The 25,391-nt window shown below is 63.6% G+C and carries 18 protein-coding genes; 12 read left to right on the top strand and 6 right to left on the bottom strand.

Annotation, left to right across the window (positions count from 1 at the left end):
- Nucleotides 1–29: 29 nt before the first annotated feature.
- Nucleotides 30–914 (bottom strand): IS1595-like element ISHma4 family transposase, encoded by an 885-nt coding sequence (locus RR_RS08330; protein WP_011222227.1) that lies wholly within the window; start codon nt 912–914, stop codon nt 30–32.
- Nucleotides 915–1,065: 151 nt separating this feature from the next.
- On the opposite strand from RR_RS08330, the gene RR_RS08325 reads away from it, so the two are divergent.
- From RR_RS08325 to RR_RS08295, 7 genes are all read left to right on the top strand, one after another.
- Nucleotides 1,066–5,133, top strand: coding sequence for a CARDB domain-containing protein (locus RR_RS08325; protein WP_011223350.1), 4,068 nt, complete (start codon nt 1,066–1,068; stop codon nt 5,131–5,133).
- 267 nt (nt 5,134–5,400) lie between these two features.
- A complete protein-coding gene (locus tag RR_RS08320; RefSeq protein ID WP_011223349.1) occupies nt 5,401–6,435 on the top strand; it encodes an NAD(P)/FAD-dependent oxidoreductase in 1,035 nt (344 codons plus the stop codon).
- Nucleotides 6,436–6,471: 36 nt separating this feature from the next.
- Complete coding sequence (gene rqcH, locus RR_RS08315) at nt 6,472–8,625, top strand: ribosome rescue protein RqcH (RefSeq protein ID WP_011223348.1); 2,154 nt, start codon at nt 6,472–6,474, stop codon at nt 8,623–8,625.
- A 45-nt stretch (nt 8,626–8,670) separates the two neighbouring features.
- Entirely contained in the window at nt 8,671–9,702 is a 1,032-nt protein-coding gene (locus tag RR_RS08310; protein WP_011223347.1) for an AIR synthase family protein, read from the top strand.
- A 156-nt stretch (nt 9,703–9,858) separates the two neighbouring features.
- Nucleotides 9,859–10,560 carry a DUF4013 domain-containing protein gene (locus RR_RS08305; RefSeq protein ID WP_007190324.1) on the top strand — a complete coding sequence of 234 codons (702 nt, stop codon included), beginning with the start codon at nt 9,859–9,861 and terminating at the stop codon, nt 10,558–10,560.
- Between the two features lie 85 nt (nt 10,561–10,645).
- Complete coding sequence (locus RR_RS08300; protein WP_007190325.1) at nt 10,646–11,713, top strand: mRNA surveillance protein pelota; 1,068 nt, start codon at nt 10,646–10,648, stop codon at nt 11,711–11,713.
- Nucleotides 11,714–11,831: 118 nt separating this feature from the next.
- Nucleotides 11,832–12,989 carry a sensor histidine kinase gene (locus RR_RS08295; RefSeq protein ID WP_011223345.1) on the top strand — a complete coding sequence of 386 codons (1,158 nt, stop codon included), beginning with the start codon at nt 11,832–11,834 and terminating at the stop codon, nt 12,987–12,989.
- Here the strand turns inward: RR_RS08295 and RR_RS08290 are convergent.
- A complete protein-coding gene (locus RR_RS08290) occupies nt 12,986–13,738 on the bottom strand; it encodes an MBL fold metallo-hydrolase (protein ID WP_011223344.1) in 753 nt (250 codons plus the stop codon). The two genes, RR_RS08295 and RR_RS08290, sit on opposite strands and share 4 nt — an antisense overlap.
- A 283-nt stretch (nt 13,739–14,021) precedes the next feature.
- Between RR_RS08290 and RR_RS08285 the strand changes: the two genes are divergently transcribed.
- Nucleotides 14,022–14,636, top strand: a complete 615-nt coding sequence (locus RR_RS08285; protein WP_011223343.1) for a class I SAM-dependent methyltransferase — start codon at nt 14,022–14,024, stop codon at nt 14,634–14,636.
- Nucleotides 14,637–14,658: 22 nt separating this feature from the next.
- Here the strand turns inward: RR_RS08285 and RR_RS08280 are convergent, their stop codons facing one another.
- Nucleotides 14,659–15,483 (bottom strand): ArsR/SmtB family transcription factor, encoded by an 825-nt coding sequence (locus RR_RS08280; RefSeq protein ID WP_007190329.1) that lies wholly within the window; start codon nt 15,481–15,483, stop codon nt 14,659–14,661.
- Nucleotides 15,484–15,553: 70 nt separating this feature from the next.
- The gene (locus tag RR_RS08275; protein ID WP_011223342.1) at nt 15,554–16,429 is read right to left on the bottom strand and encodes a dihydrodipicolinate synthase family protein; all 876 of its coding nucleotides are present in this window, start codon (nt 16,427–16,429) and stop codon (nt 15,554–15,556) included.
- A 96-nt stretch (nt 16,430–16,525) separates the two neighbouring features.
- Between RR_RS08275 and RR_RS08270 the strand changes: the two genes are divergently transcribed.
- Both RR_RS08270 and RR_RS08265 read left to right on the top strand, forming a co-directional pair.
- On the top strand, nt 16,526–19,276 hold the full coding sequence (locus RR_RS08270; RefSeq protein WP_011223341.1) for an ATP-dependent helicase: 2,751 nt from the start codon (nt 16,526–16,528) through the stop codon (nt 19,274–19,276).
- A gap of 93 nt (nt 19,277–19,369) precedes the next feature.
- Entirely contained in the window at nt 19,370–20,008 is a 639-nt protein-coding gene (locus tag RR_RS08265) for a beta-class carbonic anhydrase (protein WP_007190332.1), read from the top strand.
- A gap of 25 nt (nt 20,009–20,033) precedes the next feature.
- Here the strand turns inward: RR_RS08265 and RR_RS08260 are convergent, their stop codons facing one another.
- On the bottom strand, nt 20,034–20,360 hold the full coding sequence (locus RR_RS08260) for a hypothetical protein (RefSeq protein ID WP_011223340.1): 327 nt from the start codon (nt 20,358–20,360) through the stop codon (nt 20,034–20,036).
- Nucleotides 20,361–20,509: 149 nt separating this feature from the next.
- Here RR_RS08260 and RR_RS08255 point away from each other — a divergent pair, with 149 nt between their 5' ends.
- Both RR_RS08255 and RR_RS08250 read left to right on the top strand, forming a co-directional pair.
- Nucleotides 20,510–20,971, top strand: coding sequence for a PH domain-containing protein (locus RR_RS08255; RefSeq protein WP_004961231.1), 462 nt, complete (start codon nt 20,510–20,512; stop codon nt 20,969–20,971).
- Nucleotides 20,968–22,650, top strand: a complete 1,683-nt coding sequence (locus tag RR_RS08250; protein WP_011223338.1) for a PH domain-containing protein — start codon at nt 20,968–20,970, stop codon at nt 22,648–22,650. The genes RR_RS08255 and RR_RS08250 overlap by 4 nt, the downstream gene beginning before the upstream one ends.
- On the opposite strand, the gene RR_RS08245 is transcribed toward RR_RS08250, so the two are convergent.
- Entirely contained in the window at nt 22,651–25,386 is a 2,736-nt protein-coding gene (locus tag RR_RS08245; RefSeq protein ID WP_011223337.1) for an AAA domain-containing protein, read from the bottom strand.
- Nucleotides 25,387–25,391 lie beyond the last annotated feature (5 nt).

Raw genomic sequence — 25,391 nt, 5'->3', positions numbered from 1 at the left:
CTTCGCTCATCCGTAGCACATTGTTGATTTCACAGCGTTGCTTGAACAGCGTGTTTGAGAGCATCTCGGCCGGGTTTCCGAAACAGCTCTCGGCGTAGCTGAAACGCTCTAAGATACTGTGTCAGCTTGTCTTTGGAGATACCTCGGTGGGGCGAGAGCCACCGTCGCACCTGCGACGCGTGGCTCTCGCAGGTGTTGACGTGCACCTCATCGTCGGCGTATTCACCGTCGCCATGGACGACGTATTCGCGGTCGAATGCGTCGTCATCTTCGAGCGGTTCGTACGCTCGAAAGCCGTCGGTATAGACAGTGAGCGACTCCTGCTGGCGGTCGGCCAGCAGGAGTCGAATCGTCGATTCGTCTGCGGCTTTCGCTGGAATCACGTACCGCTGTTCGGTGCCACGGTCGGCGATGATGAAGATCGGTGGCTTGTCGCTGCTATACGAACCACGCCCGCGCGTAGACAGGCCACGCGAGCGCGACTCCCGGTCGCGCTCGCGGCCTTTCTTCCCGGCAGAGACGTACACTTCGTCGATTTCGACCGGGCCGACGAGATTGAGGGAAGGCGCATCGAGCGCTCTGGCAAAGCGCTCGATGCGCCGGTGCATCGTTTTGTGTGTCACCTCGATTTCGCACTGTAGTTGGCGGAGACTCGTATTAAACCGGAGAAACGCGTAAATTGAAAACAGCCACCGTCGGAGCGCAATCTTCGAATGAGCGAAGATTGTGCCAGTCTTATCGTTGAACGTGCGGTCGCAATTCTTACAGAGATACCGTTGAAACTCTCTGTAGCTGCCGTTTCTGACCGTCCGGTCAGAACGGCAGCGAGGACAGGTAACACCATCACGCCAGCGAACCTGCTCCAACAGGTCCGCTGCGACCGATTCCGACCCAAACACATCTAGCGGAATCATTCGTGTCGGGCACCGCTGGCGCGGTGCTCTTGTCCTCTTCGACTCCGCAGCTACTGCTCTCCAGTATCAACAATCTCCTACGCAAGAGCGTAGGACCTTACTTGGCGATTCGTTCCCGCTAACTAATTACCATACTGTCATCGGCCAACCCATGGGTAAGATTACGGGCCTGTGGCTATCAGCGATGACGCTACTGGCTGTGGTTGCGGTGTCGACGGCCCCGATGTTTGGGCCGGGCGTTGCGGCTGCGTCTAATCACGAGACAGGGACATCTGAAGGACCGGACGTCAAGATACAGGATGTCGGACTGATAGACACACAAGCTAATACGGGCCAGAAGAACACGCCGGAACTCGACCTGTGGGTCACGTTCGAGAACACAGGCGACATGGAAGGGAAAGAAACGATTACCGTCGATATCGGCGGGCGGGAAGTGACGGTCATCGGCCCCGACGAAGCGACGGTTGCGCCGGATAAGTCGAGAAACGTGACCACGACGTACGTGCTGGAGACCAGTGACGGCGGCTATATCGAAAACGGGGAACACGAGGTGACTGTCAACGGTGAGTCCGCTGGTACGCTGGTCGTCGACGAACCGAATATTACCGTCACATCTCACGCATGGAATACGACGACAGTCAGCGAGGGCGGTGCCGTCGAACTGGCCGTCACCGCGGAGAATACCGGAGCCGTTTCCGGACAGCGGGATATCTTCACCTACGTAGACGGGAAGTCCGTCGACGCAGTGTCTTTCAACCTCGAACCGGGCGAATCAGGGACGGAAAAATACGCATACACGTTTGATAATCCGGGTGAGTACAGCTTCGGCACCAGCAACCAAACCCGGACTATTGCCGTCGGCGATCCGGCCAACTTGGAAGTCTCCGATCGGGAACTAAGCCAGTCGGCTATTAACGAGGGCGACAGTGTCAATATTACAGCGACGGTGGAAAACACAGGCGACCGGCAAGGGAGCTACGCGGTTCCGTTCGTCATTGACGGCAAGACCGAGGTGAGGGAAAATGTGACACTCTCCGGCGGTGAAAAAACACAAGTGTCATATATTCGTTCATTCAACAACGTCGGAACTTACACTGTCGGTATCGCGGACAAACAAGTAGGAGAAGTCGAAGTGGCCCCGCCACCGGTCATTGAACTGCAGGAGGCTGAATTAATCGATACACGAATTGACTCGGGACAGATGATAACGCCGACGCCTAGGCTGTCCATAGTATTCGAAAACACGGGCGGATCAACAGGCACGGTTCCAGTAGATATCGAAGTCGGTGGGCAAAAAGTGGGGATTATCAGCTCATCAGAGGTGACTGTCAAGCCTGGCAATAAAAAAAGAGTGAACGCAAGCTACAGACTGGAGACTAATGATGGTGGCTATGTCAATGACGGTGAACACGAAGTCACCGTCAATGGGGAACCTGCTGGCACACTAATCGTCGGCCGTTCAAATATTACTGTCACAGACACCTCTGTAAATACAACGACGATAACTGAGGGCGGAGCTGCTGCACTCAACATCACTGCGGAGAATACAGGTGTCGTTTCGGGAAGCAAGCCTGTCCGTATTTTCCTTGGTGAGGACAGGGTTAGCACTGTCGAGATCGCTCTTGAACCAGACGAGAGGGGCACGGCGACGTACGTGCATACTTTCAATGAGGCTGGTGAGTTTACTTTTGAGATTCGCGGCGAGACTCAGGCAGTCACAGTCGAGCAGCCAGCGACGTTCGAGGTCTCTGATAGGGCCCTGAACATGACGAGTGCGAGCGAGGTCAAGAGCGTTGCGGTGACCGCAACAGTCACGAACACCGGCGACCAGGCAGGCACCTACGAGGTCCCGCTTACGGTCGCTGACGAGCGTGCGGACGCTACGGAACTGCGATTAGGTCCCGGCGAATCGACGACTGTCTCGTTTACCGAACCGTTCACCGCCGTGGGAACGTACGCTATCGACCTCGACGGCGAGCGGGTCGGGACGGTCCGTGTGTCCGAGTCGGCGACGTTCGAAACCACCACTGTCGACCTGAACCGAACGGATGTCGTCACCGGAGCGCCGATAGCAGTCGCCGCGACTGTTCGGAACGAGGGTGACCAGACCGGAACGGCCGAAGTGCGGTTACAGGAGGACGGTACCACGATAGATACGCAGTCGGTGACACTCGACGGCGGCGAGGAAACGACCGTCACGTTCGTCCAGTCGTTCAGCGATGCGGGGACGCGAGCTATCGCCGTCGACAACCAGTTCGGAGCCCGTGTGACAGTGACTGACCCGGCGACGTTCGAGATCAGCAACGCGGCGGTCAGTAGTGAGTCTGTGACTCAGGGAGGCGCTGTCGAACTTAGCGCGACCGTAACGAACACCGGTGGACAGGCGGGGAACGCCACGGGGAACTTCTCAGTGGCGAGTTCCGTTGTGGAGAGCCGAGAAGTGACCTTGGATGGCGGTGAGGCGAGAGAAATCACGCACGAACACGTCTTCAACAGCAGTGGGAACTACGTAGTCGATATCAATGGTGAGCGGGCTGGCACGGTCACGGTCAAGGAGCCGGCGGCGTTTGACACGGCTGCTGTCGAACTGAACCGGACGGGCGCTCGAACAGGCGAGCCCGTCGAGGTGACTGCCACGGTCGTTAACAACGGTGACGAGACGGGAACCTCCCCGGTTCGACTGCAGGCCAACGACGACATCGTGGACACGACGAACGTCTCGCTTTCGGGCGGTCAGCAGACCAACGTCACGTTCGTCTACGTCTTCGAGAGTGGCGGTGAGTACGACGTGGCGGTCAACAGTGACTCCGGCGGAAACATTTCAGTGACCCAACCCGCGACGTTCGAGGTTCGCGACGTAAAACTGAGCAATCAGTCCGTCGAAACCGGCGAGTCAGTAGATGTGACAGCGACTGTCGCAAATGTCGGTACAGAGAGTGGAAACTACACCGCGGCGCTCACAGAGAACAACCAGACGCTTAAGTCCAAAACCATCGGTCCGATTGCCGGCGGTGAGACGGCAACTGTCTCTTTCAGTATCTCCTTTGACAATGAGAGCAACCGGTCGCTCGCTATTGGTAGCGCCACCACCGAAACGCTCGCTGTGGAAGCTGAAAGCAATAGTGACGACGGTGGTGGAGGCGGCGGTGGCGGCGGAGGCGGTGGTGGCGGCGGAGGCGGTGGTGGCGGCGGATTCAATTTCAATGACGAGTCCGACGAGACCGACAACGGCGGCGGTGCAGAGGCTCCTGCTATCTCGCTGTCGCAAATCGATAACGGCGTCACTGTTCAGGTGACCGCCGACGCTGCGAACTCGACGGTCTCCCAGTCGCTGAACCGCTCCGGGCCGTCCGAGACCGCGCCGGCCTTTACCCTCTCTGCACTCTCGCTCAACGTAACCAACGAAAGTGATGGGTTCAACGCGACACTGCTCGGCCCACACGCTACGCCGAACGACATGGCCGCGGTTCAGGAAGACGGTGTGCGCGGATACGTGACCGTCACTTCCGGCGCAAATGCGTCTGCCATCAGCCGGGCGACGTACACCCTGCGGCTCAACGAATCGGCGCTTCCGGCCAATGGGTCGATGGACGCCGTCAGAGTGTTCCAGTACCACAACGGGTCTTGGAGGCAGCTACCCAGTACTGTTAACGCGACGAACAAGTCCATTCGGGCGACGGCGTCCAATCTATCAACCATCGCTGTCGTTTCCCCGGCCGCTAATGCGTCCACTCCGATGACAGCCGACTCTTCGGATACAAATATGTCGACGTCGACGCCCGCAGAACTCACCGTTGCTGATGCGTCGCTGATGGCTGACTGGGTCCGGGCCGGTTTCAACACGTCGGCGCGAGCGACAGTCGAGAACCCGACCGACGAAACCGCCGAACAGACGCTGACGGTCACTGTTGACGGCGACCCGGTTGCTTCCCGGACCGTCCGGCTTAACGCCGGCGAACAAACGACTGTGACAATAGAGTTCGAGGCTGTCGACGGCGCAGTCGCGGTCAACGGCGTCAGTGCCGGTGACCTGCGTGTTGGCTCGGATACCGCCCAGAGCACAGGCGGGTCCGCGACTGACGAGACTGGTGAAAGCGGTGGTGGCGCAGAGCCAGCCGCGGAAACGGCCGCAGCGTCTGGCCCGGGATTCACTGTCCAGCTGGCCGCACTCGTGCTAGCGCTGGTCGCCGGTCTTACTCGCGTCTATCGTCGGGTGTAGAGCGCATACAGGCGGCAGACTTTCCGGGCTCGCTCACAGTCGAAGACCAATCTGTTTCGGTCACTGACGGTGCTGGCTGGGCAACGACTGCAGCACAGGGTCCGGCTTCTCGCTCCCACAGGTGGGCGTCGGTGTCACGATACTCACTGTCATCGGCTGGGCGTGTTGGGGCCTTCGACGCAAGCGGAGCCGCTGAATCGGACCGCTGGCTGGCGGTCCGAACTGGTTGTGTGGTGGATTTTTACTCGTACCGTCCGACGGGCAAGTATGGCTCGTAATCTCGCAGTCGTTGGTGCCGGTGGTGCCGGTGCGGCAGCAGCGTACGCGCTCCGCGACGCGGACGTCAACGTAACAGTGTTCGAGAAGAGCCGCGGCGTCTGCGGGCGCGCTGCGACCCGGCGGCACGGCGACTGTACGTACGAGTACGGGGCGAACTATCTCAAGGCCGACGACGGCCGCGTGACGGAACTGGTCACAGAGACCCTCCCGACTGAGGGACTCGTCGATATCGAGGAACCGGTGTACGCGTTCGACAGGACCGGCGACATCGGCACTGGGCGGGATGCTGACGAACACAAATGGACGTACGAGGCAGGCATTACACAGGTCGCAAAGCGGCTGTTCAACGAGGCAGACGCCGACGTAGAGAACGGCGTGCGGGTTGAGCGTCTGGAGCGACAGCGCGACGGCTGGCGGCTTGAGGACGATGAGGGGGCGGACCTTGGACACTTCGACGCCGCGTTGCTAACACCGCCGGCTCCCCAGACGGCTGACCTGCTGGGGCAGTCGCGGTGGGACCACGACGACTGTCGGGAGCTTCGGCAGGAAATCGCCGCCGTCCCCTATCGAACGGTCATCTCCGGCGTGTTGCACTATCCCTTCGAACTCGACGTGCCGTGGTACGCCGCGGTCAACAGCGACAAAGAGCACGATATCGGCTGGGTCGGCCGCGAAGAGTGCAAGGACGGCCACGTCCCCGACGGCGAGTCCCTGCTGCTGGTCCAGATGAACGAACCGTGGTCGATTGCGAACTACGACGAACACCCCGACACGCTCATCGACGACATCGCGTCGCGGACGGCCCGATTGCTGGACGACGACCGGCTGGCCGACCCCGACTGGACCGACCACCAGCACTGGCGGTACTCCCAGCCCGAGGGCGAAGTCGACCACGATCTGCTGTCGTGTGCGGCCGAGCACGACCTGCACTTCGCTGGCGACTGGGTGGCCGGCGAGGGGCGACTCCACGCGGCGTTACGGAACGGACTGGAGACTGGCGAGGCAATCGCCGACAGCAGGTAACGGAACGCCTTTGGGTGCCCGCCGACAGCCACCGACATGGACCACAAGCGGGAACTGACGAGCGTCGACCTCGCCGCTCTTGAGGGCGAACTCGCCGGCTACGAGGGCGCGAAGCTCGACAAGGCGTACCTCTACCCCGAGGACGACCTCGTCAGACTGAAGCTCCGGGACTTCGACCGCGGCCGCGTCGAGTTCCTCATCGAAGTCGGTGATGTCAAGCGCGCCCACGTTGCCGACCAGAGCCACGTCCCCGACGCGCCGGGTCGGCCGCCGGACTTCGCGATGATGCTCCGGAACCGGCTGTCGGGCGCTGACCTCGTCCGCGTCGAGCAGTTCGAGTTCGACCGCATCATCGAACTGGAGTTCGACCGCGAGGACGCGTCGACGACTATCGTCGCGGAGCTGTTCGGCGACGGGAACGTCGCCGTGCTGGACGAATACGGCGAGGTCATCGACTGTCTTGAAACGGTCAGGCTCAAATCCCGAACCGTCGCACCCGGGACGCCCTACGAATTCCCGTCGGCGCGGTTCAACCCGATGACTGTCGATTACGACGGGTTTGTCGCTCGCATCAAGGAATCCGACGCTGACCTCGTGCGGACGCTGGCGACGCAACTGAACTTCGGCGGCCTCTACGGCGAGGAACTGTGTACCCGCGCCGGCATCGACTACAACGTCGCCGTCGACGACCTCGATGAGTCCGATTTCGAGCGGCTGTACGAACTCATCGACGAGATGGGGACGCGCCTGCGTGAGGGAGATGTCGACCCGCGGGTGTACTACGAAACGCTCGACGACGGTGACGGTGCAGGCAACGGGGAATCCGGCGATGACCCGGACCGCCGGCGCATCGACGTGACGCCGATTCCGCTGGCGGAGTACGAAGAACTCTACAGCGAATCTTTCACGGAGTTCAACCCCGCGCTGGACGACTACTTCTTCAATTTCCAGCGGGAGGAGGAAGTCGAGGGCGGCGAAACACAGCGCCCGGACTTCGAGGCCGAGATAGAGAAACAGCAGCGCATCATCCAGCAACAGGAGCAGGCTATCGAGGACTTCGAAGCCGACGCCGAGGTCGAACGGGAGAAGGCCGAGCTGCTGTACGCCAACTACGACCTCGTCGACGACGTGCTCTCGACGGTGCAGGCCGCCCGCCAGGACGACGTGTCCTGGGACGACATCGAGGCGAAGTTTGACGAGGGGGCCGACCGCGGCATCGCGGCCGCCGAAGCAGTTGTCTCGCTTGACGGGAGCGAGGGGACGGTGACCCTCGACATCGACGGGACGCGGGTCACAGTGGACGCCTTCACCGGCGTCGAGAAGAACGCCGACGAACTGTACAAGGAGGCCAAACGCATCGAGGAGAAGAAGGAGGGCGCGCTCGCTGCCATCGAGAACACCCGCGAGGACCTCGAAGCGGTCAAAGAGCGGCGCGAGGAGTGGGAGGCCGACGACGGCGAGGACGAAGCCGATAACGACGAGGCCGAGGACGAACCGACGGACTGGCTCTCGATGCAGTCCATTCCGACCCGGTCGACCGAGCGCTGGTACGAGCAGTTCCGCTGGTTCCACACCTCGGACGGCTTCCTCGTCATCGGCGGCCGCGACGCCGACGACAACGAAGAACTCGTCCAGAAGTATCTGGAGGGCGGTGACAAGTTCTTCCACGCGCAGGCCCACGGCGGCCCGGTCACGGTGCTCAAGGCCACCGGTCCCAGTGAGCCGTCCAAGGAGGTTGAGTTCCCGCAGTCGTCACTGGACCAGGCCGCCCAGTTCGCGGTCTCGTACTCCTCGGTCTGGAAAGACGGGAAGTTCGCCGGCGACGTGTACATGGTCGACCCCGACCAGGTGTCGAAAACGCCGGAAAGCGGCGAGTATCTGGAGAAGGGCGGCTTCGCCGTCCGCGGCGACCGGACGTACTTCGAGGGCACGCCGGCCGGCGTCGCCGTCGGTATCACCTGCGACGACGAGACGCGGGTCATCGGTGGCCCGCCGGCGGCTATCGAGGGACAGGCCGCGACGAGCATCACCGTTGAACCGGGCCAGTACGCCCAGAACGATATCGCCAAGCGCCTCTACCGCGAGTTCAAGGAGCGGTTCGCCGACGAGACGTTCGTCCGCAAGGTCGCCAGCCCGGACCAGATACAGGAGTTCCTGCCGCCCGGCGGCAGTCGGATGACTGAGGATTGACGATGCGGGGGCAGAGAGAACACCGCGCTGGAGGTGACTGACCGGATGAGCGACCTCGGGAAAATCGACCGCGACCTGTTCGATACCGTCATTTACCCGGAACTGGGCGCGGACCGAGAAGACGTGACGCTGGGGCCGACGCACGGCATTGACTTCGGCGTCATCGACGTGGGCGGTGACGCTCTCGTCACAGCCACCGACCCGCTGTCGGTGCTCCCCGATCTGGGGTTCGAACGGGCTGGTCGGTTTGCACTCGATGTGGTACTTGCCGACGTTGCCGTTTCCGGCATCCCGCCGTCGCATCTCTCAGTGACGTTCACGCTCCCGCCCGAGATGACAGACGACGAACTGGCGGCGATGTGGCACGGCTTCGCTGAACGGGCCGAAGAAGTCGGCGTGAGCGTCGTCACCGGCCACACCGCCCGGTATTCGGGCGTCGACTATTCATGGGTCGGTGGCGCAACGGTGCTTGGCGTCGGGCCCCACGAGGACATCGTCCGCCCGGACGGCGCACGACCGGGCGACAAACTGGTCGTCGGGACCGGTCCCGGTGCGGAAGTCACGGGCCTGTTCGCGACCCTCTTCCCGACGCAGATCGGGCTGTCGCCCGACCGAACCGCCACTGCACAGGAACGTCTGGCCGACACCGCACTCGTCGAGGACGCCATGGCTGCGACGAACGCTGGAAACGTGATGGCGATGCACGACGCCACCGAGGGCGGCATCACTGGTGCGCTCATCGAGATGGCCGACGGTGCGGGCGTCCGATTCGACGTGGACAGCGATGCGATGCCGCTTGCTGACGGCGTCGGCGCGCTCTGTGACGCGCTCGATATCGACCCCTGGCACGTCAGCAGTTGCGGGACGCTCCTGGCCGCCGTCGACCCCGCAGATGCCGACGATGTTGTCGGTGCGCTCCGCGACCGCGGGACGCCGGCCGCCGTCGTCGGCGAAGTGACCGACGGTGAGGGGCTGTACGTCGACGGCGCCCGGCAGTCCCACCCTGGAGCGGACCCCTCGTGGGAGGCGTTCGCCAGCTTACAGGCGGCCGCCGACGGCACCCCTGACCAGCAGTGAGACGCTGAGAATTGCCCGACTGCCGGCTACAACTGCCAGCACGGCGCACGTACTGCTATATATACCTGTACGTTGTATTATAAATTGATGTGACACCTTGTCGAGACTGACGTGGCAGCGACCACGCCAGCCAGGCCGATGTCACGGAGTACCACCATGTTCCAAGAAGCACTATCGTATCCGCGGGACAGCGACAGCGCAGTGAAAACCATCGCCATCGGGGGCGTGTTGCTGTTCCTGAGTTTCCTCGTCGTGCCGGTGTTCTTCGTCCTCGGCTATATCGCCCGGACACTCCGAGCGGTGCTGGACGATGAGGCCGAACCGCCGGTGTTCGACGACTGGGGCGACCTGGGTATGGACGGCCTGAAGGTGTTCGCTATCGGATTCGCCTACTCACTCGTCCCGGCGGCCATCGCCCTTGCGGCGGTGTTCGCAAGCGGTGCGACGCTAGGTCTGGGCGGCAACGGGGCCGGAAGCGGACTGGCTGTCGGCCTCATTGCCCTCGTCGCGACGCTCGCGGTGACCGTACTTTCGCTCGCTATCGCGTACGTGCTCCCGGCCGCAATCGTCGCGTACGTTCGCACGGACAGCATCGCGGCGGCGTTCGCACCGGACGAACTTCGCCGGCTCGCGTTCAGCCGGACCTACGCCACTGGCTGGCTGGTCGCGTTCGGTATCAGCCTGATCGCCGGCGTCCTCATCGGCGTCCTGAACGCTGTCGTCATCGGCGCGGTGCTGGCCCCCTTCGTGACGTTCTACGCGAACGTGGCGGGGACCTACGCCATCGGAACGGCCGTGCGGGATATGCCCGCCACTGACGCAGGCGATGAGACGCCCGCGACAGGCTCGGTTGCCTGATCGGCACAGTACGCCGATTCGGTGTCTCACCGTTCCGGCGAATCGAATGGCAGAACACTTGTGTCCCTGAAGCGGACGCTTCAGTATGCAAATACAGAGTCAGGAGACCACCGCGGAAGGGGCAGAACGCATCGAGGTGGTCCCCGAGACGCTTGACGACCTCTGGCACCTCTCGTATGTCATCGAGCCGGGGGACCTCGTCTCTGGCGACACGACGCGGCGCATCCAGCGCAACGATGACAACCTCCGGGACAAAGGCGGCGAGCGCGAGCCGATGTGGATTCAGATCGAGGTCACCGACGTGGAGTTCGCGAAGTTCGCCAACCGCCTCCGTGTCGGCGGCGAAATTGTCGATTGCTCCCGCGAGGACCAGCTGGGCTTTCACCACACGCTCAACGTCGAGGAACACACCGAACTCACCGTCGAGAAGCACCTCAAGCCCGATCAGGCCGACCGTCTGGAAGAGGCCGTCGAGGCGACGGAGAACCCCGACGTGGCGATTGCGACCGTAGAGGAAGGAGAGGCTCACGTCCACACTGTCGCCCAGTACGGCACCGAGGAGCGAGCGACGATCACCTCGACGACCGGGAAGGGGGAGTACGCCCGTCCACGGAAGGAACTGTTCGACGAGCTGGCGTCAGTCCTCAAGCGGCAGGACGTGGACGCCTACATCCTTGCGGGTCCCGGCTTCACCAAACAGGACGCGCTGGACCACTTTCAGGACGAGATTCCCGATATCGCCGAACAGATTACTGTCGTCGACACGTCCGCTGTCGGTGACCGCGGTGTCCACGAAGTACTCAAACGCGGCGCTGTCGAGGACGTCCAGCAGCAGACCCGCATCGCCGAGGAGGCGGACTACATCGACGAACTGATGGCGCGCATCGGCTCAGGCTCGGAGGTGGCCTACGGACCGGAAGAAGTCGCCAAGGCGGCCGACTACGGCGCTATCGAGACGCTGCTCGTGCTGGACGAACGACTCCGGCTGGAGCGGGCCGGCGAGGGCGACTGGGATATCGATGTCGACCAGATCATCGAAACGACAGAACAGAAAGGCGGCGACGTAACCGTCTTCTCCGCGGAGTTTGCGCCCGGACAGCAACTCTCGAATCTGGGCGGTGTCGCGGCGCTACTGCGTTACCGCCTCGATTGAGGCCGCTACCCACGATACGTGTCTACCGTCTTTCATTCCGCCGGTGAGTCCCCCGAAACCGTTTTTTGCCCCGCTCTCCATTGGTACGTAGTTCCAATGTCTGCGAGGAGTGGGTGATATGTCGTTCGAAGAACAACAGGACTTTGCCAGACAGGTCGCCGACCTGAACAAATACGGCCAGGCACTCAACCGCTGCGAGTCCGTCGATGAAGTCGTCTCGCTCACGCTCGAAGCGATGTCGCTGCTGTTCGAGTTCTCGTACTCTACGTTCGTCGAGGTTCGCGACGACGAGCTCCGCGTCGTCCACAGTACGAACCCGAACCTCGTGCAGGGCGAGCCACCGAGTGACTTGGCTCGACGGGCGCAGGAGGCCGGCGAAACGCTGGTCGAACAGGGCGCTGATGCCGCTGTCACGGCCGACTCGGATGTGACGGGTGCGCTGGCTGTCCCGTCCCGGATGGGCGATGAGGTGACTGCGGTGTTGGTCACTCGGTCACAGACCGTCGAGGAGTTCGGAGACGAATACGTCAGACCGATGGAAATTCTTGCCACCCACGCCGCGACGGCCATCTCCAATATCCGCTCTCGCGAACGGCTAGAGCGGGCTCATCGGGATCTGGAACGGCGAAAGGAGATGATTGAGATGTACGACCGACTGCTCCGCCACGACCTGGGTAACGACCTGCAGGTCATTGCTGGGTTCGCCGATGTCGTCGCTGGACAGGTCGACGGCCAGACTGAGGAGTACGCCGGCAAGATCCAGCGCGCGGCCGAGAGCGCCGCCGACCTCATCCAGCGCGTCGGCGACCTCGTCTCGACGCTGGAAGCTCAGGACAACCCGGAGCCACAGGACCTCGAATCGGTCCTCGGGGACACGGTGCGTGATGTCAGAGACAACTACGGGTCACTGACTGTCGATTTTGCGCAGTCAGACTTCGAGTATCAGGTGTACGGCGGTGACCTGCTCGACTCGGTGTTCACGAACATCATGTCCAACGCGGCGGTCCACAACGAGGGCGATGTCCACATGCGAGTGCATCCGGCGGAAGTCAGCCCCGACGAAGTTACGGTCTGTTTCGCCGACGACGGGGACGGTGTCTCGCCGGACTTGCGCGAGGATATTTTCCAGATGGGTGTGAAGGGCCAGGAGAGTTCGGGGACCGGCTTCGGCCTCGGGTTCGTTCGGGCGCTGACTGAATCCTACGGCGGCAGCGTCAGCGTGGGCGAAAGCGACGCTGGCGGGGCCGAGTTCCGCGTCACGCTCGAACGCATCTAGCTAACTGTTATCGTCAGGCTGTCCTCGGCAAACTGCACGTCGCCATCGTAGCTGTCCGCTATCGACTCAAGCATCTCCTCGTGTCGCCCTTCCGTGTGTGGGTACAGGTGGGTGAGGTACACGCGCCCGACCTCGGCGTCGGCATCGCGCAGCGTCTCTCCGAGTGTTGTCGGCGTCGGGTGGTTCGACACGTCCACATCGTCCGGGAACGAACAGTCGTGGACGAGTACGGCCGACCCGTCGGCGAACTCGATGAGATCCGTGAACGCCTCGGAGTCAGCGCCGAGCGTTATTGCTGGCCCGTCATCGACGGAAAGCCGGTAAGCGAAACACTGCATCGAGTGGCGCGTCTCGCAGGTGTCGCCGCTGAACCCAGCCAGTTCGAAGGGCCCGCCATCGAGATCCCTGAGTGTCAGGTCCAGTCGGTCCTGCATGTAGTCGTGTGTTTCGAGCAGGTCCCGAACCAGATCGCTCGTCCCCGGCGGGCCAGCTATCGTGAGGTCCGTCTCACCGGCCAGCCAGCGGGCCTTCATCAGCACGTCGAGGTCGGAAACGTGGTCCAGATGGTGGTGAGTCAGCAAGACAGTGTCGACGCCTTCGTACCCCGTGTCGGTCTGTGCCAGCGAGTGCAACACGCCGCTACCACAGTCGACGAGCAGCCGGTTCCCGTCGCGCTCCAGCAGATAGCCGGACTGCATTCGAGAGCCGGTGGGCATGGCGCTGCCGGTGCCGAGAAACGTGAGACGCATACCGGACGACAGCGAGCGAACGGACAAAGGGTTGGTGTCTGGGGGAACACGTTGCCAGGGGAACCACCAGGGAGCGTCAGCGGAGTGAGGGCGGTGGCCGTCGGCGGGGACGGGGTCAGGGCGGCCGCGTGGGAAGGTCACCCGTCGACGGCGCAGTTCATGCTTGGGACGGGGATAGCAAAAATTCACCCGTGGCTCAAAAACTGTTTTAACCGAACCGCGTCTGCGGCAAAACCGCGAAACGGAGCGGGAGACACTTGTGCGAGTACGACGAGAAGCGAGTATGAAGAAATCACTCGACGAGCACGCCGAGCGGTTCTCCGACCACGCCGACGCGTACGACGAGGACCAGGATTCGGCGGCGTATCGCGCCTGCGTCAATTTCGTTGTCGACCACGCGGCCCCCGAGAGCGACGACGTGGTACTTGACCTCGGCACGGGCACCGGAGCGATTGCGTTCGCACTCGCGTCCGACGCAGCGGAGATTATCGGCCGCGACATCAGCGACGGGATGCTGGAGAAAGCTCGGGAGAAAGCCGACGGGCGAGGCGTCGAGAACGTTTCCTTCGGCGACGGCCGCTTCCGCGCTCCGAACGTCGACCGGCCGGTGGACATCGTCACATCGAACTTTGCGATGCACCATCTTGGCGACGACGAGAAACGCGAGGCTATCGACACAATCGCCGACCTGGGGCCGCGGCGCATTGTCCTCGGGGACGTGATGCTGTTTGGCGACGACGACCCCGACGCACCATTTTACAGCCCTGAAGTCGACGACCCGGCGACGGTCGGCGTCCTCGCTGATGCCTTCACCGATGCCGGCTACGCACTGACGGCCGTCGAGATGGTTACCGAGCAGGCTGGCGTGTTGGTCGCCGAACGCGTTAAATCGGACTGAAGCGACTGAACCGTTAATCGACTTAGCGGTAGTTTCTGTACGCCCAGAACGAGACGTACAGCGTCAGGACCAGCAACCCGCCGAGGAAGAAGGCCACACCGGGCTCAATTTGGAAGCCGCCACTGGCCGCGGCGTCGGTCGTCAGTTGCCGCGCCTCCTCGGTCATTACTTCGACCGGGGTGTCGGCCTCCGGAGCCGGAGTGCTTTTCGGGGCCGGCGTGGCTTCTGGGGCCTCCGTCGCCTCCGCCACCTGGAATCCGCCGTCGTCCGCCGCTGTCGGGGTCGGTGTGGTATCGGCCGTCGCGGCTGTCTGGTTCGCCGCGTCCAGACGCTCGACGTCTCCGCCACCCTGCGCACCGTCACCGGCGGTTCCTGCGTCGCCGGCCCCGGAGCTCCCGAACTGGACCGGGAACTGCCCGAGCAGGAGTTGCAGCATGACGCTGGCCGCAGTGAGGATGCCGATAACAGGCAAAACGCGGCGGACGAGCGACCGGAGCGATTGCTTGCGGTCCTGTGTGCCGACAAACAGCACCAGCGGGTCATCCGGGGGCTCGTACACCTTCATCTCCTGGCCTTTCTCTGAGTACTGGACCCCGGCGACAGCGATGAGTTCCTCGTCTTCCAGTTTCTCCAGATGATAGGAGACCTTCTGTATCGACATATCGAGCCGGTCGGCCAGTTCTGAGGGTGTCCCCGGCTCCTCGTAGACCGTGTTGAGTATTTCTCTGGCCGTTTCCGAGGAGAGGGCATCGAGTACGGCCGAGACATCTTCGTCGACCCCGACGACCTGTAGCTCCCCGTCCTGTGAGGTGCTTGTGTCGGGACCGCGGGAGGGCAGCAACGACATATATTCCGTTCACTGCCGCCCAGCGTAATGAATCTCGTGGAACCTCACAGACCCATTTGAGTCTAGAGACTCACTCCAGCCGTTCGGTCACCGACGCGACCGCGTCCGACGAAAGCGAGGTTCTGGGCGGTCGCACCGTCGCGTGGTCGATGACGCCGCGGTCGGCGAGCAGCGCCTTCACCGTTGGCGCAAAACCGAATTCGGCACACGCGTCCGAGAGCGGCGAGAGGACGTCCCGCTGGACTGTTCTGGCCTGTGCAACATTGCCGCTTGCGACGGCAGTACCCGCCTGCTCCAGTTCGTCAAACAGTAGGTGCGAGAGCGCGCTGATGCCACCGTCGCCGCCCAGCACAATTGACGGGACGAACAGGCCGTCGTGGCCCTGGTAGACGGTGAAATCCGCAGGCGTCTGATTCATGACCGCGGTGACGTACGGGAGGTCGCCCGAGGAGTCCTTGAGTCCCGCGACGGCGTCGGACTGAGCGAGCGCGGCGACCGTCTCGATGGAGAGTTCCTGTCCGACGGCCCCGGGGATGTTGTAGAGGTAGACGGGCAGCGGCGCGTCGGCCAGTACCGCGTCGAAGAACGCCTCGTTGCCCGCTCCGCTCGCCTGGCCGCCGTAGTACGACGGCACGACCAGCGTGCTGTCTGCGCCCTGCTCGGCGGCAAACGCCATCCGCTTGTGGACAGTCGCAACGTCGGTGGCGGCCGTCCCGACGATGACGCGGCAGTCGTCGGGCGCTGTCGTCGCTGCGGTTCGGACGACGGTCCGGTACTCCTGCGGCGACAGCGTCTCGAACTCGCCAGTCGTCCCGCAGGGAACGATGCCGTCGACGCCGGCCGCTACGACGTGCTGGACCAGCGACTCTATGCCAGCGACATCGAGGTTGCCGTCGGCGTCGAACGGTGTCACCAGCGGCGTCAGTACGTCGAAGGAGTCGGCCATGCCACAGGCCAGACGTGGCGGTCGCTTAGTCGTTTTCCCGTCGATATGGCGGAACCCACTTGCCCCGGCAGTCCTACAGGTCGGTAAGAGCCGACAATGGGAGGACGCGAGCGTCTCGCAGCGACGGACCCGGAGTTCAACCCGGAGGCGGTCGACATCGACGACGCCGAGGTGCTTGACCGCCTCGCGCCCGTCGTTCAGGAGTGGTGGGTCGAGCAGTTCGGCGAGTTCGTCCCCGGTAACGGCGGCTTCTTCACGCCGCCACAGAAAGAGGCCATCCCGCTCATCCACGAGCGCGAGAACGCGCTCATCTGTGCGCCGACGGGGAGCGGCAAGACCCTCGCCTCCTTCACTGGCATCATCAATGAACTGTTCGGGAAGGCCCGCGAGGACGAACTGGAGAACTCCGTCTACTGTCTGTACGTCTCGCCGCTGAAGTCGCTGGCCAACGACATCCACCGGAACCTCGGACAGCCACTCGACGGTATCACTGCCAAACTCGATGAGCGTGGCGAGGACGTGGAGATACGGCACGCCATCCGCCACGGGGACACCAGTGACAGCGAGCGGCAGGCGATGCTCGAAACGACGCCCCACATCCTCAATACGACGCCGGAAACCCTCGCAATTCTGCTGAACTCCCCGAAGTTCAAAAAGAAACTCGAAACCATCGAGTACGTCATCGTCGACGAGATTCACAGCCTCGCAGAGAACAAGCGCGGGACCCACCTCTCGGTGTCGCTGGAGCGCCTAGAGGAGATGGTCGAGGAACCGCCGACGCGAATCGGCTGTTCGGCGACCGTCGAACCGCTCGACACCGTCGCGGAGTTTCTGGTCGGCTGTGAGGAGCCCGGCGGCGAGCCCCGCGACTACGAAATCGTCGACACGCGGTTTGCCCGCGACTTCGACATGGAACTGTCCTGTCCGGCCGACGACCTCATCAACACGCCGCGGGACATCATTACCGAGCGGTTCTACACCCAGCTCCACGACCACATCCAATCTCACACCAACACGCTCGTGTTCACGAACACGCGCTCGGGAGCCGAACGCGTCCTGCACAACCTCCGCGAAAAGTTCGGTGATTACGACGAGTCCAACTCCGGCTGTCACCACGGCTCGCTCTCGAAGGAGCGACGCCGCGACATCGAGGAGTCGCTGAAGGAGGGGTCACTCGATGTGGTGACGACCTCGACCAGCCTGGAACTGGGCATCGATATGCCTCATATCGACCTCGTCGTGCAGGTCGGCTCGCCCAAATCCGTGGCCGCGTTGCTCCAGCGCATCGGCCGCGCCGGCCACCAGCTCGGCGAAACTGTCGAAGGCCGGGTCATCGCACTGGACCGCGACGAACTCGTGGAGTGTGCGGTGATGCTCGAAAAGGCCGAACGGGGCTTTGTCGACCGCGTGTTCATCCCCGAGAACGCACAGGACGTGGCCACACAGCAGATATACGGCATGGCCATCAACGATGTCCGCCCCGAGGAGACGTTCAAAAGCGTCCTCCGTCGGGCCTACCCGTACCGGGACTACGACGACGGGGACTGGGAACGGCTGATGCGGTACATGACCGCCGACTACCCGGGAATGGAGGACAAGAACGTCTACGCCAAAATCTGGCGGGACACGAACGATGCGCCCGACGGCGAGCACCACTACGAGGACTACGACGTGGGTGAGCATCTCATCGGCAAGCGTGGACGGCTCGCACGCGTCATCTACATGACCAACATCGGAACGATTCCGGACTCGTTTACCTGTGACGTTGTCACCCGGAGCGACGACAGCTGGGTCGGCCAGCTGGACGAATCGTACCTGGACACGTTAGAGAAAGGCGACGTGTTCGTACTGGGTGGGAACAACTTCGAGTACCGCTACCGCCGCGGGTCGAAGGTGTACGTCGACCGGACCGCCGCCCGCCCGACGGTCCCGTCGTGGTTCTCCGAGCGCCTCCCGCTGTCGTACGACCTCGGCCGCGAGATACTCGACTTTCAGGGCCAACTGCTGGACCGACTGGCCGACGGCGGGATGTCGGAAGTCCGGAACTGGCTCCGGACGTTCCCCGTCGACGAGAACAGCGTCCGGGCCATCGCGCGGATGTTCCGCGAGCAGGTTGCCTACGCTGGACCTGATAGCGTCGCGACGACCGACCGCCTCGTCATCGAGGAGACGCTTGACCACGACGAGTACGAACGGCACTACCACATCCACTCGAACTACGGCCGGCGGTTCAACGACGGCTTTTCTCGGCTACTGGCGTATCACATCGCCCGGGAGGCAAGCGCGAACGTTCAGGTCGCCGTCGCCGACAACGGCTTCACGCTCTCGATGCCGCTGAACCGGAAGGTGGACATCGCGCGAATCGTCCGCGATTTGGACCCAGAAACAGCCCGCGAGGACCTGCGGGCCAGCCTCGACGGGACAGACCTCCTCCAGCGATACTTCCGCATCAACGCCACGCGGTCCCTGATGATACTCAAACGCTACAAGGGCTACGAGAAATCGGCCAGCGAACAGCAGGTCTCCTCGGAGATGCTGCTCGGGTTCGCCGAGGACCTTGGCGATTTCGCCGTCGTCGAAGAGACATACCGCGAGATTCTGGAGGATAAGCTCAACGTCGACGGCATTGAGACTATCCTGCGTGCGATGCAGGACGGCGACGTGGACGTGGTCCGGACCCGCGTCGACTCGCCGTCGCCACGCGCCTTCGGCCTCGCAACGCTGATGGCCAGCGACGTGGTCCTCGCTGAGGACGAGTCGGCCGTCCTGCAGGAGTTCCACCAGCGCGTGCTAAACGAGATTGACGACGGAAACGGCGAAGACAGCGCCGTCGCCACTGACGACTGAGTGGCTGGGACTGTTCGACTCGGATTACTTTCCTCCGCTGTACTGCCGACGAGCAAGCAGTAAAGGCCACGGGGCACAAAGGCGTGTTCTGCAATGCCACATCACACACACGGGAGTGACGACGCGCACGACCACGAAGAGCCGGAGGCCGGCCACGTCCACGAATCGGTTGACGACGGCGTCGACGCGAGGGACGACTGGGCGCGTCGACGGCGCAAGGGCATCCCGACCGACAAGCAACTGCTCGTCGTCGCGTGTATGGACGAGCGAATCCCCGTCGAGGACGCGCTTGGGCTCTCGCTGGGCGACGCACAGATATACCGAAACGCCGGTGGGAAGGTAACAGACGACGTAATTCGCTCGGCGGCGCTGACAACACAGTATTTCGATACGACGGAAATCATCGTCGTCAACCACACCGACTGCGGGATGATGAGCGCGTCCGACGAGGACGTCGTCGCGGGGTTCGAGGCCGCGGTCGACGGTGACCTCGATGATATCGATCTAGACCCGGCACTGCCGGAGCTAGACATCGGTGACGCGTCAATCGCGGAGTGGGTCCGGATGACCGACGACATCGATGCGGCCTGTGCGGCACAGGTCGAATACCTCGAAAACCACGAGCTGATTCCCGATGATGTCACGGTGACAGGCTACGTCTACGAAGTCGAGAGTGGCCACCTCCGCCGGCCCGGCGAGCGCGTCGCTGAACAGGTCAACGAGCGCGTGTAGTCCGATACGGTCATCACCGGGCGGCTTACGACGCAGTCTCGTTTTCCGTCATTCCGTCATTCATTTCGTCGTCACCCATCGACTCGCCGTCCGCTGCCTCCGTCATCGATTCGGTCATTGCGCTGCCGTCCATCGCTGTGTTATTCTCTTGGGCCATCGAGCTGCTCGTTTCGCCGCCCTCCATCGAGTCAGTCATCCCCTCGTCGTCCATCGAGTCAGTCATCCCCTCATCGTTCATTGACTCTGCCTCCTCGTCTGCGGATTGTTCGTCGCCGCCGGCACAGCCAGCGAGCGGGAGCGTGACACTTGCAGCGGCGAGCGTCGTCAGAAACGTCCGTCGGCTTCGTGACATACGCTTTGTCCGGCGTCGGGGGCATACAAGGACGTTTTTCGAAGTTTCAGACGATTCTGCCCACTGTTTGACCCATGTGTGGGTCGGAACGCTTCCAATTTCGTTCCGGAGCCAAACCGTTAATCCGCGGCCGGCCCCTCGATTCGGACATGGAGTCGCTTCACCCGCGAGTGAGACTGCTGTGGGTTCTGTCGACAGTTATCCAGGCGTCGGTGCTCGGCGTCATCGCGTATCTTGTCGACCGGTTCGCGGTCTCACTGCCACAGACGGTGGTCGTCGGCGGCTGGGTTGTGCTCGTGCTTCTGGGTGTTGCCCATGCCATCGCTGCCCACCGGATTTGGCGTTTTGACCTACAGGACGACGCGCTCTTTCTCCTCCGCGGTGTCGTGACCCGGACCGACACGTCGGTCCCGTACGTTCGTGTTCAGCACGTCGACACCACGCGCGGCCCAGTAGAGCGAGCTATCGGGCTGGCGAGTGTCGTCGTCTACACTGCCGGGACCCGCGGCGCGGACATCACGATTCCAGGCCTGCGGCCCGAACGAGCCACCGAACTGCGAGAACAACTCCGTGACCTCGCGAACGAGAGCGAGGCCACGGACGCGGTATGAACCGGCTCCACCCGCGAAGTGCGGTTCTGAGCGTCGCCCGAGCGGCGCTACAAGGCGGCTTCTTCGGCTTCTTCGGCGGGTCCGTCGGGACCGGAATGCTTGGACTGCCAGCGTTCGCGGTTCCGCTGCTGGGCCTGCTCGGCGCGCTGACGTTTGGCGGCTACGCGCTGGCACGGTACTTCCGCTTTCGCTACGAACTCGACGGGGACACGCTCACCGTCGAATCTGGCGTCTTCGCCAGACAGTCCCGCCAGATTCCGCTGGGCCGCGTCCAGAATCTCGATGTCGAACAGAACATCCTCAACCGCCTGCTCGGGCTCGCAATCGTCCGCTTTGAGACGGCCGGTGGGAGCGCGACGGAGGCCACGCTGGACGCAGTTGACGAGGCAGAGGTCAAACGCCTCCGGAACTACGTGCGGACTCACGACCGGGACGAAGCCGCCGAGTCGGCGGCAGAAACCGCCGGCGCGGTGTCTGGGACTGCAACATCTGGCCGGTCGGCCCACGCTGACCTCCCCGGCGTGACCGGTCCCACACCTGCACACACCGGCGACGCCCAGACGGCGAACGACTTCGAGGACTCGGCCTCGGCTTCGGACACGGAACCACGCGACCAGCCGGACGGGTCGCTGTTGTTCGCGTTCGACCAGCGCGAGCTCCTGACGTACGCGCTTGTCTCCGTTCGGCCGGCCGCGCCGGTCCTGACGCTGGCGTCGCTCCCGCTTGGGATGGACGTCGTCTGGGCCGTCCTTCGGTTCAACGCGACCCTCGTTGGCGCGTCGCTGAATGGACCCGTCATCCGCTGGCTGGCTAGCTCGCCGGAATCCACGCGACTCGTCGTCTTCGCCGCGATTTCGCTCGTCCAGTTCCTCCTGCTCGCACTTGTCGTCAGCGTGGCGCTGACAGTCATCGAATACTACGGCTTCCGGCTCACACAGGCCGACGGCGACCTCCGGTACGAGCGGGGGCTGTTGCGCCGGTACAGCGGCAACATCCCGCTGGAGAAGGTCCAGACGGTCACCATCCGCGAGAACGTACTGATGCGGCGGTTCGGCTACGCGACGCTGGCCGTTGAGACGGCCGGCTACAGCGGTGGGAACCAGCAGTCAACGCAGGGCGTCGCCGTCCCGCTCGCGCCCCGCGAGGAAGTGTACGAACTGGCCCGTGACATCGAACCGTTCGGCGACCTCGATTTCGACCGCCCGCCGAAGCGCGCCCGTCGGCGCTATCTCGCGCGCTTTTCGCTGGCGGCGGCCGGACTCACCGCAGTCGCCTACGCCGTCGACTCGCTGGTGCTTGCGACGGGCTACTGGTGGCTCGCCGCCCTCCTCTTTCTCCCGGTCGTGCCAGCGGCACACTTCCGCTGGCGACACCGCGGGTTCGACCTCGATGGCTCGGTCTTGGCGACCCGGAGCGGGTTCTGGCGGCGGACGACGCGCATTGTGCCGTACTACCGGCTCCAGACGGTGTTCGTCACGCGGTCGCCGTTCCAGCGCCGCCGTGACCTGGCGACCGTGGGGGCTGACACGGCGAGTTCGTCGAGCCTGCTCGGCGGCGTCGCTCGGGTGTACGACATCGACGAGGACACCGCAAAAGAACTCAGAGACACGCTACGGGACCGGCTCACCGCACACGTTGCAGGGCTGCGGACAGGCGACAGGGGCGACGCGGACGCGTAGTCAGCCCCGCGCCCACTCGACCATCCGACCGTACACCTCGTCGGTCGCCAGCGCGTCGCCGTCGCCGACGAGGACGAGCGCCTTCTTCGCCCGCGTGAGTGCGACGTTGATACGCCGGTAATCCTCGAAGATCGGGCTGTCGAGCGTCTCGGTGGCGACGAAGGAGATGACGATGACCTCCTTGCTCGACCCTTGGAACCGGTCGACCGTGTCGACGGTCACGTCCGGCAGGCGCTTGGAAATCTCCGCGACCTGCGCGCGGTACGGCGCGATGACGCCGATGTCGGCGGCCGGAACCCCCGCAGACCGATACGACGCGAGGATTTCGGCAATCCGGTCGGCTTCGGTCGGGTTGGTGTTGCCGACCTGACTGCCGCCGGAGTCGACAAACGCCACTCGGTCTCGGAGTGCCTCGGGTAAGCTCGCTGTCGCAACGCCATCGAGGTCATCGAGCCGCTGGGCCGCCACCTCGCCGGTCGCGGGTCGCAACTGCCCGTCGTAGAACTCCCGCGAAGCGAAGGCCTGGATGTGCTGGGCCATCCGGTACTGGCGGTCGAGCATCACGCCAGCGTCGGGGTGGGCGTCGATAAGCCGTTCGAACAGCGAGGTCGACAGCGTCTCGTCCTCGGACTGGACTACGGGCGGGAGCTGCTGGTGGTCGCCGACGAGCACGAATCGGTCGGCCAGCGTCGTCGCCGCCAGCGTCCCTGGCTCGGTGAGTTGGCCAGCCTCGTCAACGACGGCCACGTCAAACTCCTGCGTCTGAAGCGTGCTTCCGCCACAGGTGGCCGTCGTCGCCGCGACGACCTGCGCGCTCTGGAGCCGACTCGCACACTCGCCGGGGTCGCCGCTGGTCTCCAGCCGGTACTTCTGCATGTCATCGCGGACGCCGCTCTCCGTGCCGACGCGGACGATGTCGGTGTAGCCCTGTTCTTCCAGCGCTTCCAGCAGATTGTCGACGGCGCGGTTGGTAAACGCCGAAAGCAAGACTCGGTCACCGCGAGCAACGAGGGCCCTGACCATCCGCGCCAGCGTGTATGTCTTGCCCGTCCCCGGCGGGCCGTGGACGAGCGCGAAATCCTCCGCGCCGACCGCTAACTGGACGGCCTCGTTCTGGGCGTCGTTGTTGTCAATGAACGTCTCCTCGACCGGATTGAACTTCGGCTCTCGCCGCCCGAACAGCACGTCCTTCTGCTCGGGCGACTGGAGGAGGACGGCGTCGTGGAGCGCGTTCTGGAGCCGGTCGGTCGTCAGTTCGGAGGGATACACGTCCAGCCGGCGGAGGTCCAGCGGCTCGTCGGCCGTGACGACGATCTCCTCGTTCACGGCGTTGCCGTTCCCGCTATCCGAGGCGCGTGGCGCCTCGTTGCCCAGTCGCTCGACGCGGGCCAGTTCGGCGTTGCCGGTCACCGGGTCGCCGTCGCTGGCGAGCACGAGATTACCTTCGCGGATCTTCGAGACGGCCCCCGTCCCGGTTGCCCGGAGTTCCCAGCGGCCGCCGTCGAGTTCCCGGCGACCGGTCGGTTCCAGGCCGATGAGCGCCCGGTCGTTGTCGGCCCGCTCTTCGGGCGTCTGCTCCCAGAGCTTCGCGTACTCCCGGTGGACGGACCGGCGTTCGGCCTCGACGGCCGTGTAGAACCGCTCGAAGTAGTCCAGTTCCTCGTCGGGCACTGCCCGACCGACTGTTCCTGCTTTGGATTCCTGGTCGAGGCGGCCGGAGACGGCCATGCAGGTGTCCTGCTCGAAGCAGTACTCGCATTTGGCGTTGGCCTCGTAGCCCGTCGGCACGCCAGAGTCGTACTCCATGGCCGCAATCGCGTTGCGGGTCCGGACGACGTAATTTAGGAGTCCGCTCCCGATAGAGAACTCCTTTGCCGGCGAGAGGTCGCCGCTCTCCTCGTTGCGGTCGACAGCGGCGTTCTTGGTGTAGAGAAGTGTGCCCGTATCTGGAGCTGCGTCGACGGCGCTGCCCGCGCCAGCCGCGCGCTCGCCCAGCATCAGGGCGTACGCCGTCGCCTGTATCTTGTCCTGAAACCGCGGCTCTCGTTTGGTGTTTTTGCCGGTCTTGAGTTCGACGGGCATCCCACGCCGGACGGCGTCTGCTCGCCCCTTCATGCCGAATCGCTCGGAGATGAGCGTCATCTCGGAGCGCCATTCATCGGTTTCTGTAAGCGTCCCCTGCTGGAGCCACCCCTGGATGGCCGACGCGTGGTCGCGCACGTCCCCGGCCACTTCGTCGGCCTCCCGGCCGAGCAGTCCGATGTCGAGGCCGGCGGCGTCGACCTGTTCCTCGATGGCGGTGTCGAGGTCCCGGCCCCGAAGTAAGTCGCCAAAGACCTCGTGGACGACGGTCCCTTTCACCAGCGGGTAAGCGTGCTCCGCGCCGTCGAGTTTCCGGAGGTAGTACATCCGCGGGCACTGCACCCACGCCCGGATGTCAGTCACGTCGACGAGGAAATCCGGCTGGACGACCAGCGTGGCGTCACCGCCGACAGAGTACTGCTGTTCGCCCTGGTACTCTCGTTCGTCAGGATTGTAGACGGCGATCTCCATGCCCGTCTCGATGGCGGCGGCGTTCTCGGTCCACTTTCCCCAGAGCGTGACCGTCGTGGGCTCCCCGGCCCCGCGGTCGGGGCGTATCGTCACCTCACAGAGGTCGCTCTCGCCGTACTGAGTGTTCACCGTCTTTGGCTCCTCGATGTCGACGACGACGCCACGAACGCGGTCCACGCTCATCGCTT

Source organism: Haloarcula marismortui ATCC 43049 (genome assembly GCF_000011085.1).
Lineage (GTDB): Archaea > Halobacteriota > Halobacteria > Halobacteriales > Haloarculaceae > Haloarcula > Haloarcula marismortui.
The sequence above is the reverse complement of the archived record's forward strand: the minus strand, read 5'-3'. Positions and strand labels throughout refer to the sequence as shown.